The following is a 12,945-nucleotide window of genomic DNA, read 5'->3' as shown; positions in this document are numbered from 1 at the left end:
GCTCCTGGGGACTAGCGTGCGGACTGCAAGGCCGCGTCGCCGATGCTACATTGATCAGCACAACATAGACATCGGAGACCACCATGAAACAACGCTTCTGGAAGACCCTGACGTTATGCTTCGCCCTCCTCCTCGCCCTGCCCGCGCCCTCGTGGGCGGCCGGCTACACCCAGACCAGATACCCCATCGTGCTGGTGCACGGCCTGTTCGGCTTTGACAGCGTGGGGCCGGTAGACTACTTCTACGGCATCGCCGCCGCCCTGCGCAGCGGCGGCGCCGACGTCTACGTGACGCAGGTCTCGGCCGCCAACAGCACCGAGGTGCGCGGCGAGCAGTTGCTGTTGCAGGTCAAGCAGATCCTGGCGGCGACTGGCGCCAGCAAGGTCAATCTGGTGGGGCACAGCCATGGCGGGCCGACCTCGCGCTATGTGGCGTCGGTGCGGCCGGATCTGGTGGCGTCGGTGACCAGCGTTGGCGGCGTCAACAAAGGCTCGCGCGTGGCCGATGTGCTGATCGGCGCGGTGCCGGATGTGACCTATGGCGTGGCGAATGCGGTGTCGGGCTTCATCAGCTTCCTGTCCGGCAGCCCGACCTTGCCGCAGAATGCGCGCGCGGCGGCGACCTCGCTCAGCACGGCCGGCACGCTGGCCTTCAACAGCCGCCATCCGCAGGGCGTGCCCACCTCCGCTTGCGGCGAAGGCGATTATCAGGTGAAGGGCGTGTACTACTTCTCTTGGAGCGGTGCGCAGCCCTACACCAATGCGCTGGACGCCAGCGATCCGGTGCTGGCGCTGACGGCGCTGGCCTTCAACGGCGCGAAAAATGATGGGCTGGTCAGCAGCTGCTCCAGCCATCTGGGCCGCGTGATCCGCGACGACTACGCGCTCAACCATCTGGATGAGGTGAACCAACTGATCGGCATCACCAATCTGTTCGAGACCAATCCGGTCACCATCTACCGCCAGCAAGCCAACCGCTTGCAGGGACTGGGACTCTGATGCGAAGGGCGCTGCGCGTGGCCGCGCTGGCCGTCATGGCGGCCGGTGTCGGTGGCTGGCTGCTGTTGCGCAGCGCAGGTGCCGGCCTGGGCGACGCGACCGCCACCGCCGCGTCAGGCGCAACTGCCGCATCGGGCGGCGATCCCGACTACTTTGCCTTCGTGCCCTCCATGCTGGGCACACGCCCGGACGGCGCCGCCCGCGCCAATACTGCCGGCCGGCTGGAGGTCAACGCCGAACTGGCCTACCTGTTCGACTACTACCTGGCCGGCCTTGGCGAGCGTCCGCTGGAAGCCATCCGCAGCGAAATCATCCGCGAACTCGACCGCCGTCTGCCTGCCGCGGCGGCCGCGGAAGCGCGGCGCCTGCTGGACGCCTGGCTCGCCTACAAACGTGCCCTGGCCGACGTGGAGCGCGGCCTGCCGCCGCAAACCGATCCCGTGCTCCGCGCACGCCAGCGATTGGGGGCCATGCAGCAGCTACGCAGCACCTATTTCAGCGAACGGGAAATCGCCGGCCTGTTCAACGCCGCCGACGCCTACGACCAGGATGCCATTACCCGGCTGGCCATCAACAGCGACACCAGCCTGACCGCGGCGCGGCGCCAGCAACAACTGGCCGCGCTGGACGCCGCCCTGCCGGCCGCCGCACGGGTGGAAAAAGACGCGCCCACGCGCGTGCTGCGTCTGGAAGAAACCGTCAGCACCGCCCGCGCACGCGGCGCCGACGACAACGAAATCTACCGCCTGCGCGCCGCCGCCATTTCGCCCGCCGCCGCCGCGCGCCTGGCCGACGTCGACCGCGAGGAAGCCGACTGGCAACGCCGCATCACCACCTACCAGGCCCAACGCAGTCAACTCCCGCAAGACCCCGCCGCCCTCCAGCAACTGCGCGACAGCATCTTCAGCACCGACGAACAAAAGCGCCTGCCGGCCTACGAATAATCAATGCACGTAACGGGCGATGTAATACACCCCACCCAGCAACAGGGAAGCAAAGCCATACAGCTTCCAAACGTGCCCCATTAACGCGCGATGCAAATCCATTTTCGTATCGGCCAGCGCGGTATGGAGATCCTCCCGCTGCTTGGCCAGGGCGGCATTCAACTCCTCTCGCTGCTTGGCCAAGGCGGCATTAAATTCCTCTCGCTGCCTGGCCAAAGCCGCATAAAACTCTTCCCGCTGCTTAGCTGAGTTCGTCTGAACCTCAAGCTTGAACTCATAGATGAGCGCCAAAATGCGCTCGTGACTAGCGTTCATCTCGGCGCGTAACGCCGTGATGTCGTCCTTGGTGGCAAAGCTGTTGCGTATGACGGCCACGTCCGTCTCCAATGCGGCGATACGCACATCATAAGAGCTTCGCGCGGAGTCCTCAACTCGCGGGTGTTCATTGGCGCCATGCATGATCACTCTCCTTGAATACGCTATCGATGAGCTACCACGCCAGCACCGCACCTCCCCACGTGTTTGATACAGATCAAGCGTGCGCCAGCGCGGTGGCGAGGGCGATTTTGTTGGAGACGCCGAGGCTGGCATAGGCGTTGCGCAGGTAGGTGCGGACGGTGGCGGGCGTCAGTCCCATCGCGCGGGCGATCTCTTTGTAGGACTGGCCGCGCGCGTACAGCAGCGCCGCGCTCAGTTCGCGCGGCGACAGGCGCGCGCGCTGGCCTTCGCCGGCCAGCACCACGGCCACCAGCCCCCCCATGCGCTCCAGCACCAGCTTGCTGCCGCCGACCACCACGCTGCACGGCAATTGCGCCAACGCCGCCGCCAGCGCCGGCGGCAACAGCGTGCCCTGCCAGTCGCCATGCCGCGCCAGCGCCGCGCCGATGTGCGCGCCGACGTAATGCAGCCGTCCCTGCATGTCGGCGATCGCCATGCCGTCCAGCGCCGGCGCGCTGGAGGTGGCCTGCCAGTCCGCCAGACGGTACTGCCAGTTTCGCAGCATGTGCTGGATGAACTCCTGGAACAACATGCATTCCACATCGTCAAACGCCGAGCGCGGGCAATGGCGGTACAGGCAGACAAAGAACAACAGCCCGCTCCCCGGCAAGGTCACCGTGATCGCCATGATGGTGTGCAGCTTGTGCCGCTTGACGAAGTCCACCATCTCCGGCGTGGCTTCGCTGTCGTCATCGCACTCGCCGCTGGCACGCAGCACCGTGCCCAGGGTGCGGATCGAGTCGTGGGCAAAGTCATCCTCGGCGGCGATGGCGCGGTTCCATTCCTCGGCGAAGGTCGGGCTCAGGCCGATGCTGGCGTGCAGCACGTTGCGCGGCGCCTCGCCCGGCGCCCCCGCACGCATCTCGCCCCACCACGCCGAATCGAAGCCGATGCAGCGGCGCAGGATCAGCAAGGTCTCGCGCAGGAATTCCTGCGGGCCGGCGCGCCGCATCGCCTCGCCCATTTCCAGCAGGCCGTTGCTGAACGATTGATACCGCGCCGCCGGCAACGCCGCCACGCTGCCCACGCCCTTGATCCACGGAGTGTCCTGTTCCATCGCCATGTCTCCATACCCTGCATTTGAGGAGGGCCGCGCGCGCCCATGCGGCCAGTATCATCCAATCATATCAGGCAACCTGATATTTATCATCCATAACGATAACGGAGACCATCATGAATCTACTCAGCAAAACAACAGCGCTGGCTTGCGGGCTGGCCTTGTCCGGCGCGGCCCTGCTCAGCGGTTGCGGCGATGGCAACGGCGTCGCCGTCGCCGCCACCGTGCCGCCCTACAAGGAGGTCAGCATCGGCAGCGACTTCTGGGACATCACCGCCATGCCGCCCGCCACCACCAAGGCCGGCGACATCTATCAGGTCCAGCCACGCACCGACGCCCCCGCCGGCAGCAAGGGCTGGAGCGTGGTCTACGTGTCCGAGATCCAGCCCGGCAAGCTGGCCTATGTGTCCGGCGAAGTCTATGTGCCGACCGCCGCCGCCAGCGGCCAGCGCGATGTCGTCCTGTGGAACCACGAAACCGCCGGCCTGGCGGACGCCTGCGCGCCCTCGCGCCGCAACACCGTCGAGCAAGGCCACGACCGCGTGCCCGCGCTGCCGGCCCTGCTGGCCAAAGGCTATATGGTGGTGATGAGCGATTATCCCGGCCTCGGCCTGCCCGGCCCGGCCTACTACATGGCCGGCCAGCCAAACGCGCGCGCCTCGCTCGACATGCTGCGCGTGGCGCAAAAATTCACCGATGCCAATCCCTCCAAACGCTACGTGATGTACGGCTGGTCGCAAGGCGGGCAGACCACCATGTGGAGCGAGAACATCGCCGCCACCTATGCGCCGGAGTTCACCGGCCTGGGCGCGGCGCTGATCGCGCCGGCGGTGCGCATCAAGGATCTGACGTTGAACTCGATGACCAGCGCGGAAAACGCCGGCTACGTGATCTCCACCCTGCCCGGCATCCAGGCCTACTTCCCGGATTTGAAGTATCGCGATTTCCTCACCGCCGACGCCATGGAACAGCTGCCGGTGCTGGCCAGCGGCTGCTTCGACGTGTGGAACACGGCGGCCGGCGTCAAGGATGCCTATGTGCCGGGCGCGCTGGCCAGCGGCTCGACATGGTGGGATGCGATGACGGCGGTCGATAACTTCACGCCCAAGGGCAGCATGCCGTTCATGATCTACCAGGGCTCGGCCGACACCACCACGCCGCCGCCATTGACCAAACGCGAACGCGTGGCCCTGTGCGGCGCCGGCTCGGCGGTGAACTATCAGGAGTTTGCGGGGCTCGACCACGTGGCGGTGGTCGAGCAGGCGGCCAGGCTGTTGCCGGACTGGGTCGAAAGCCGCTTCAAGGGGCAAGCGGCGACCAGCAATTGCGGCAGCTGATTAACCGTCACCGCCCACGGTATCAACCGGCGATCACGCGGTTGCGGCCGGCGCGCTTGGCCTCGTACATGGCGGCGTCGCCGGCCGAGATCAGGCGGATCAGGTCGTAGTCGTGCTGGTCGGAGCAAACCACTCCCATGCTGGCGGTGTAGCGCACCGACAGATTGTCGAACTCGACAATCTCGTATTCGATGCGCGCGCGCAGCCGTTCGGCCACCTTGAGCGCCGCCTCGCGGTCGACGCCGTCCAGCACCAGCACGAACTCCTCGCCGCCAAAGCGCGCCAGCAAGTCGTGCGGACGCAGCTCCAGTCGCACCAGCCGCGCCAGGTGGCGCAGCACCTCGTCGCCCACCGGGTGGCCGTAGGTATCGTTGATGACCTTGAAGTAGTCGACGTCGATCATGATCACCGCCAGGCTGCGGCCGCCGCGCTGGGCGCGTAAGCCGGTGCGCTTGCCCTGCATCTCCAGCCCGGCACGGTTGAGCGCCCCGGTCAGCGCATCCAGCGTCGACAGGCGGCGCAGGCGCTCGGCGTAGCGCCACATCACCATCAGGATCAGGCCGAAGGCGATGATGATCTGCCCCAGCGGCACCACCAGCGCGCTCAGCGCGATCACCAGCGAACTGGCGCCGTCGGCCGGATCGCCATGGGTTGCCATGTGCACGCCGCGCAGGAACAACCCGCCGCCAAGCAGCACGAAACCGGCCAGCGCGATGCCGGACACGCGCCAGCTGCGGCGCTGCGCGATCGCCAGCGCGCAGATCCAGTTCAGCAGGGCGAAATAGAAACCGCTGAAGCACAGGCGCGCGCGCAAACTCGGCGCCACGTAGGTGTAATAGGCGGCGATCACCAGCGCGATGCCGGTGATGATGGCGATGCTGGTCCATGACAAGGTGTTGGCGCAATACACGCGCAAGCCGCGCAGCACCAGGCCCAGCCCGAAGGCGATCACCGCGTAGCCCAGCACCGCGTTGGCCAGCGGCGGCAGGCCGTCGAGATTGCACATCACCATGCCGACCGAGGCCGCCACATTGCCGGCCGCCCACCAGCGCTGCTCGGGCGGGCTGTCGGTATAACAGGCGGAAGCGACCAGCAACGCCGTGGTCAGCAGCGTCACGCAAATTTGCACCAGCAACAGGGTATCGAGATTCAGCACACCAGCATCCATCATGAGGAAGTATCAATGTAGCGCAGCGACTGCCTTGAAGCAATGGCTAAATTGCAGAAAAGAAACCAATCGGGCGCTCACGGCGGCCCGCGATCGGGTAAAGTGTGGTTCATCGCAGACTAACGACAGACCCATGCCCTACCCGATTGAGCACAAGCTGGTGATCGGCATCGCCTCCAGCGCCCTGTTTGACCTGACCGCCTCGCACCAGGTGTACCTGGAGGGCGGCGCCGAAGCCTACCGCAAGTACCAGGAACAGCAGATCGGCACGGTGCTGGACAAGGGCGTGGCCTTCCCCTTCATCCGCCGCTTCCTCAGCATCAACAAGCACCATCCGCAAAGTGCGCCGGTGGAAGTGGTGCTGTTTTCGCGCAACTCGCCGGAAACCGGGCTGCGGGTGATGAATTCGATCGCGCACTACGGCCTGGACATCTCGCGCGCCTGCTTTCTGACCGGGCAATCGCCCTACACCTATCTGCCGGCCTTCAACACCTCGCTGTTCTTGAGCGCCAACGAGGAAGACGTGCGGCGCGCGCTGGACGCCAACCATCCGGCCGGCCTGGTGCTGCCCTCGCGCACCGAGGACGACGAAAACGACGGCGAACTGCGCATCGCCTTCGACTTTGACGGCGTGATCGCCGACGATGAGTCGGAAACCGTCTTCAAGCGCAACAACAATGTGGATGAATTCCACGCCCACGAGACCGAGCGCGTGGCCATTCCGCACCAACCCGGCCCGCTGGCCGACCTGTTCCGCAAGCTGTCGCTGATGCAGCAGATGGAGGAAGACGCGCAGCGCGCCAATCCGGCGTACAAGAAAATCCTGCGCATCGCCATCATCACGGCCCGCAGCGCGCCGGCGCACGAGCGCGTGGTGACCACCCTGAAAAGCTGGGGCGTGTCGGCCAACGAAACCTTCTTCCTCGGCGGGATGGAAAAAGCGCGGGTGCTGAGCATCTTCAGGCCGCATATGTTCTTTGACGACCAGCTAAGCCACCTGAAGTCGCCTGCCGGGAATATCCCGATGGTGCACATCCCATTCGGCGTGGCTAACCGCGTATAATGTAGCGCTTAGATTAACCGTTGAATGTCTGTTGTGTCGTCAGCCTTAACTAAATCCATTCCCAAACCCGGCAACCGCTTTGCCCTGCCCGCGCTGCATGGCTCGGCGGACGCTTACGCCCTCGCGCAAATCGCGCTCGACCTCAAATCGCGCGGCCAGATGCTGGCCATCGTGGTCGCCAACGCCAGCGACGCCCAGCGCCTGCTGGATGAAATCCCCTGGTTCGGCGGCGATCAACTGCGCTGCCATCTGCTGCCGGATTGGGAAACCCTGCCCTACGACGCCTTCTCGCCGCACCAGGACCTGGTGTCCGAGCGTCTGGCGACGCTGCACGAAATCTCCAGCGGCCAGTGCGATGTGATGCTGGTGCCGGCCACCACCGCGCTGGTGCGCATGGCGCCGCCGTCCTTCCTGGCCGCCTACACCTTCTTCTTCCAGCAGGGCGAATCGCTGGACGAGGCGCAGCTCAAGTCCCAGCTGACGCTGGCCGGCTACACCCACGTCACGCAAGTGATGTCGCCCGGCGAATATTCGGTGCGCGGCGGCTTGATCGACCTGTTCCCCATGGGTTCCGCGCTGCCGTACCGCCTCGACCTGTTCGGCGACACCATCGAAACCATCCGCACCTTCGACGCCGACACCCAGCGCTCGCTGTACCCGGTCAAGCAGGTGCGCCTGCTGCCGGGCCGCGAGTTCCCGATGGATGAGGCCTCGCGCACCGCCTTCCGCAGCCGCTGGCGCGAGCATTTCGAAGGCGATCCTTCGCGCGCCGTGATTTACAAGGACATCGGCGCCGGCATCGCCTCCGCCGGTATCGAATACTACCTGCCGCTGTTCTTCGAGCAGACCGCCACGCTGTTCGACTACCTGCCGCAAGGCGCGGTGGTGGCCACCGTCGGCGACATCGAGGCCTCGATCAAGCGCTTCTGGACCGACACCTCGTCGCGCTACCGCTTCATCAAGGCCGACCGCGAGCGCCCCATCATGGCGCCGGAAGAGCTGTTCCTGAACGAAGAGCAGTTCTTCGTGCTGGCCAAGCCGTATCCGCAGATCGCCGTGCGCAATAACGCCGATGCCGGCGCCTCCGAACTGTCCGCGCCGGTGCCGGATATCGCCGTCAACCGCCATCTGGACGACCCGCTGACCAATCTGCGCGCCTATCTGATGCAGTCCGGCAGCCGCGTGATGATCTGCGCCGAATCCAACGGCCGCCGTGAAACGCTGCAACAGTACTTCAACGAATACGACCTGCCGCTGGCCGGCGTGGAAGGCTACCAAGGCTTCATCGCCTCCGACGCCAGGCTTGCCCTGGGCGTGGCGCCGCTGCACGCCGGCTTCGAATTGTCGGCCGACGGCGCGCACCTGATTTTCATCACCGAGACCGAACTGTATGCGGGCTCCGGCCGCCGCGCCGGCAAGAAGAAACAGGAAGCCGTCACGCAAGTCGAATCGATGGTGCGCGACCTGTCCGAGCTGAAGATCGGCGATCCGGTGGTGCACGTCAACCATGGCATCGGCCGCTACATGGGCCTGACCAGCATGGACCTGGGCGAAGGCGAGGCGGAATTCCTGCACCTCGAATACGCCAAGGAGACCAAGCTGTATGTGCCGGTCTCGCAGCTGCATGTGATCTCGCGCTACTCCGGCGCCTCGCCGGACGACGCGCCGCTGCACACGCTGGGCTCCGGCCAGTGGGAAAAAGCCAAGCGCAAGGCGGCGGAACAGGTGCGCGACACCGCCGCCGAACTGCTCAACCTCTACGCCCGCCGCGCGCTGCGCCAGGGCCACGCGTTCGAATATTCGGCCCACGACTACGAGCGCTTCGCCGACAGCTTCGGCTTCGAGGAAACGCCGGACCAGCAGGAAGCCATCAACAACGTGGTGCGCGACATGACCTCGGGCAAGCCGATGGACCGGCTGGTGTGCGGCGACGTCGGCTTCGGCAAGACCGAAGTGGCGCTGCGCGCGGCCTTTATCGCCGTCATGGGCGGCAAGCAGGTGGCGATTCTCGCGCCAACCACCCTGCTGGCCGAACAGCACGCGCAGACCTTCGCCGACCGCTTTGCCGACTGGCCGGTGCGCATCGCCGAAATGTCGCGCTTCCGCACCGGCAAAGAGATCGCCCAGGCCATCAAAGGCATGGCCGACGGCACGCTGGACATCATCATCGGCACCCACAAGCTGCTGTCGGACGATGTGAAATTCACCCGCCTCGGCCTGGTCATCATCGACGAGGAACACCGTTTCGGTGTGCGCCAGAAGGAAGCTTTGAAGTCGCTGCGCGCCGAAGTGGACGTGCTGACGCTGACCGCCACGCCGATCCCGCGCACGCTGGGCATGGCGCTGGAAGGCCTGCGCGACTTCTCCGTCATCGCCACCGCGCCGCAAAAGCGCCTGGCCATCAAGACCTTTGTGCGCAGCGAGCAGGAGTCCGTGATCCGCGAGGCCTGCCTGCGTGAACTCAAGCGCGGCGGCCAGGTCTACTTCCTGCACAACGAGGTGGAGACCATCCAGAACCGCCTGGCGATGCTGACCGAGCTGCTGCCGGAAGCGCGCATCGGCGTGGCCCACGGCCAGATGCACGAACGCGATCTGGAAAAAGTGATGCGCGACTTCGTGGCGCAGCGCTTCAACATCCTGCTGTGCACCACGATTATCGAAACCGGCATCGACGTGCCGACCGCGAACACCATCATCATGCACCGCGCCGACAAATTCGGCCTGGCGCAGCTGCACCAGCTGCGCGGCCGCGTCGGCCGTTCGCACCACCAGGCCTATGCCTACCTGCTGGTGCACGACGTGCAATCGCTGACCAAACAGGCGCAGCGCCGCCTGGACGCCATCCAGCAGATGGAAGAACTGGGCTCGGGCTTCTACCTCGCCATGCACGATCTGGAGATTCGCGGCGCCGGCGAAGTATTGGGCGACAACCAGTCCGGCGAGATGACCGAAATCGGCTTCCAGCTGTACTCGGACATGCTGAACGAAGCGGTGCGCTCGCTCAAGGCCGGCAAGGAGCCGGACCTGGCCGCGCCGCTGGCCACCACCACCGAAATCAACCTGCACGTGCCAGCCCTGCTGCCGGCCGATTTCTGCGGCGACGTGCACGAACGCCTGTCGATCTACAAACGCATGGCCAACTGCGCATCCCAGGGCAAGATCGACGACATGCAGGAGGAACTGATCGACCGCTTCGGCAAGCTGCCGGAGCCGGTGAAGGCGCTGATCGAAACCCATCGCCTGCGCATCGCCGCCAAGACGGTCGGCATCATCAAGATCGACGCCCACACGGAAGCGGCCAATCTGCAATTCATGCCCAAGCCGCCGATCGACCCGATGCGCATCATCGAGCTGATACAGAAGAACCGCCAGATCAAGCTGAATGGCCAGGACAAATTAAAAATCACCGCCGCCATGCCGGACCTGTCCGCGCGCGTAGCGCAGATCAAGGCCGCGATCAAACAACTTACTTAACTACCTCTACGCCACATGACTATCGCACAAACCGCCATGAATCTGGTGCTGCAAGGCGCTGACAATTGCAAACCGCGCCTTGAGCGCATCGCCGCATTGACCGCGTCGGCCAACCTGACCTGGTTGAGCGAGCGCGCCGTGCGCTGCGAAGCCATCACCTTCTCGCCGGCGCTGCGCCAGACCATCGAAGTGGCGGCGCAAGCCGCGCAGCTGGACGCCACCTACTCGATCGGCTATCACAAGATGAGCGAGTTCAAACTGGTGGCCATGGACATGGACTCGACCCTGATCACCATCGAATGCATCGACGAAATCGCCGACATGCAGGGCCTGAAAAAGCAGGTATCGGAAATCACCGAGGCGGCCATGCGCGGCGAGCTGGATTTCTCGGCCAGCCTGAAACGCCGCGTGGCGCTGCTGGAAGGCCTGGACGCGTCGGCACTGGAGCGGGTGTACGAAGAACGCCTGCAATTGTCGCTGGGCGCCGAGACCATGCTGAAAGCGGTGCAGGCGGCCGGCCTGAAAACCCTGCTGGTATCGGGCGGCTTCACCTTCTTCACCGAGCGCCTGAAAGCGCGCCTGGGCCTGGACTACACCCACGCCAACCAGCTGGAAATCAAGGACGGCAAACTGACCGGCAAAGTCATTGGCGGCATCGTCGACGCCGACGAGAAGAAGCGCACCGTGGAACGTGTTTGCGCGGAGCTGGGCATCCAGCCATCGCAGGCGATTGTGATGGGCGACGGCGCCAACGACTTGAAGATGATGAGCATCTCCGGCATGTCGGTGGCCTTCCGTGCCAAGCCGGTCGTGCGCGAGCAGGCCAACGTCGCCCTCAACTTCGCCGGTCTGGATGGCATTCTGCCGCTGCTGACCTGATTAGTGCAATTCCCGCTTGGCCGCCTTGATCGCGTACATATGCGCATCGCCCGCGGCCAATAGCTCCTCCACGCTGTGCGACGCGGCTGGATCGAATTCCACCACGCCGCAGGAGAAATACAACCGGTATCCACGCTGCGCCCTGGTGTTATAGGCACCCAGCATGCCGCCGAATTTTTCCAGCACGGCCTGCGCATCGTCCCTGGTGGCGCCGGCCAGCAGCACCACAAACTCATCGCCCCCCAGCCGCGCAAACAAATCCGTGCTGCGGAAACAGGCGCGCATCACTTCCGCAAATGCCATCAGCGCGCGATCACCCTCGGCGTGGCCGAATTTGTCGTTGATCGGCTTGAAGCGATCGAGATCGATAAAGGCCAGCGCCGCCGGCAGATGGTGGCGCGAGCAGAAATTCAGCCCGTATTGCGCCAGTTGCAGAAAGCCCCGGCGATTGGAAATGCGGGTCAGTTCATCGGTGGTAGCGCTCTGGAAGGCGGTCAGTTCGTCCTCCACCATGGCGGCCAAATCGCGCAGAGCGATGGCGTCTTCCTCCTCGAACTCGCGCGGCACGTGGTCGATCAGGCATAGCGTGCCAACCTTGACACCGCCGGCGGAACGCAGCGGGCAACCGGCGTAGAAGCGGATATGCGGGTCGCCCGTCACCAGCGGATTGTCGGCGAAGCGCGGGTCTTGCAGCGCATTGGGAATCACAAAGATATCGTCGCCGAGGATGGCGTGGCCGCAGAAAGAGACGCTACGCGGCGTCTCGCAGGTATCGATGCCCTGCGCCGACTTGAACCACTGGCGGTTTTCATCGACCAGGCTGACCAAAGCGACAGGGACGCGGAACATGCGCCTGGCCATGCGGGTAACGCGGTCGAAACGCTCTTCGGCCGGTGTATCCAGTACATTCAGCGACTTCAGCGTTACCAGCCGAAGCGCCTCATTCTCGGGGAAGCTGGGCTCTTTCACGACGACCTCCTGCACTTGCCCCCAGTACTACCCCATCTTTCGGCCGTCCAGCGCAGCTATTAACCCATCTGTGGCATCTTCGATATAGTCCAGCACTTGGTCGAAGCCTTTGGCGCCACCGTAGTAGGGGTCGGGCACCACGTCCGAGCCGCTGCGGGTGGCGTGGGACATGATGAGGCCCAGTTTATGCTGGTGTCGCGGCGGGCATGCCGCTTTGAGCAACTTCAGATTCTCGTGATCCATGGCCAGCAGGTGGTCGAAGTTTTCGAAATCCTCCGCCGTCACCTTGCGCGAGCGCTGGGCCGACAGGTCGTAACCGCGCTTGAGGGCATATTCCATCGAGCGCGCGTCTGGCGGTTCGCCGACGTGGTAGCCGTGCGTGCCGGCCGAATCGATGTGAAAACGGTGCCCCAGCCCGGCCGCTTCCACGCGATGCCGGAACACGCCCTCCGCCGTCGGCGAGCGGCAGATATTCCCCATGCAGACAAATAGCACCGATACCGGCTTGGACATGGACGGACTCCTTATATAATCAACATGCTTGCATTTTATATTTTA

General features: G+C 64.7%; 11 protein-coding genes. 6 read left to right on the top strand and 5 right to left on the bottom strand.

Annotated features, from left to right (window positions below):
* Positions 1-83: 83 nt before the first annotated feature.
* Together GM676_RS19595 and GM676_RS19590 are read left to right on the top strand one after the other, a co-directional pair.
* Positions 84-998, top strand: a complete 915-nt coding sequence (locus GM676_RS19595) for a lipase family alpha/beta hydrolase (protein ID WP_155465566.1) — start codon at positions 84-86, stop codon at positions 996-998.
* On the top strand, positions 998-1,942 hold the full coding sequence (locus GM676_RS19590) for a lipase secretion chaperone (RefSeq protein ID WP_229262775.1): 945 nt from the start codon (positions 998-1,000) through the stop codon (positions 1,940-1,942). The genes GM676_RS19595 and GM676_RS19590 overlap by 1 nt, the downstream gene beginning before the upstream one ends.
* Here the strand turns inward: GM676_RS19590 and GM676_RS19585 are convergent, their stop codons facing one another.
* On the bottom strand, positions 1,943-2,401 hold the full coding sequence (locus GM676_RS19585; RefSeq protein ID WP_155465565.1) for a hypothetical protein: 459 nt from the start codon (positions 2,399-2,401) through the stop codon (positions 1,943-1,945).
* Positions 2,402-2,474: 73 nt separating this feature from the next.
* The gene (locus GM676_RS19580; protein ID WP_155465564.1) at positions 2,475-3,497 is read right to left on the bottom strand and encodes a helix-turn-helix transcriptional regulator; all 1,023 of its coding nucleotides are present in this window, start codon (positions 3,495-3,497) and stop codon (positions 2,475-2,477) included.
* 116 nt (positions 3,498-3,613) lie between these two features.
* Here GM676_RS19580 and GM676_RS19575 point away from each other — a divergent pair, with 116 nt between their 5' ends.
* Entirely contained in the window at positions 3,614-4,834 is a 1,221-nt protein-coding gene (locus GM676_RS19575; RefSeq protein WP_155465563.1) for a lipase family protein, read from the top strand.
* 22 nt (positions 4,835-4,856) lie between these two features.
* Here the strand turns inward: GM676_RS19575 and GM676_RS19570 are convergent, their stop codons facing one another.
* The gene (locus GM676_RS19570) at positions 4,857-6,005 is read right to left on the bottom strand and encodes a GGDEF domain-containing protein (RefSeq protein WP_229262774.1); all 1,149 of its coding nucleotides are present in this window, start codon (positions 6,003-6,005) and stop codon (positions 4,857-4,859) included.
* A gap of 130 nt (positions 6,006-6,135) precedes the next feature.
* Here GM676_RS19570 and GM676_RS19565 point away from each other — a divergent pair, with 130 nt between their 5' ends.
* From GM676_RS19565 to serB, 3 genes are read left to right on the top strand one after another with little or no spacing between them, the layout of a single operon-like run.
* Positions 6,136-7,065 carry a 5'-nucleotidase gene (locus GM676_RS19565; RefSeq protein WP_155465562.1) on the top strand — a complete coding sequence of 310 codons (930 nt, stop codon included), beginning with the start codon at positions 6,136-6,138 and terminating at the stop codon, positions 7,063-7,065.
* A 24-nt stretch (positions 7,066-7,089) separates the two neighbouring features.
* Positions 7,090-10,539: a transcription-repair coupling factor gene (mfd, locus tag GM676_RS19560; protein ID WP_155465561.1), complete on the top strand. Its 3,450-nt coding sequence runs from the start codon at positions 7,090-7,092 to the stop codon at positions 10,537-10,539.
* Positions 10,540-10,575: 36 nt separating this feature from the next.
* A complete protein-coding gene (gene serB / locus GM676_RS19555; RefSeq protein ID WP_155465599.1) occupies positions 10,576-11,418 on the top strand; it encodes a phosphoserine phosphatase SerB in 843 nt (280 codons plus the stop codon).
* Here serB and GM676_RS19550 read toward each other — a convergent pair whose 3' ends face one another.
* Together GM676_RS19550 and GM676_RS19545 are read right to left on the bottom strand one after the other, a co-directional pair.
* Complete coding sequence (locus GM676_RS19550; RefSeq protein WP_371866303.1) at positions 11,419-12,387, bottom strand: sensor domain-containing diguanylate cyclase; 969 nt, start codon at positions 12,385-12,387, stop codon at positions 11,419-11,421.
* Between the two features lie 27 nt (positions 12,388-12,414).
* Positions 12,415-12,900 (bottom strand): low molecular weight protein-tyrosine-phosphatase, encoded by a 486-nt coding sequence (locus GM676_RS19545; protein WP_155465560.1) that lies wholly within the window; start codon positions 12,898-12,900, stop codon positions 12,415-12,417.
* Positions 12,901-12,945: the final 45 nt, after the last annotated feature.

The organism is Duganella radicis, from assembly GCF_009720825.1.
Classification (GTDB): Bacteria; Pseudomonadota; Gammaproteobacteria; order Burkholderiales; family Burkholderiaceae_D; genus Rugamonas; species Rugamonas radicis.
Note: the sequence above shows the minus strand (reverse complement) of the source record. Positions and strands in the feature narration are given on the sequence as shown.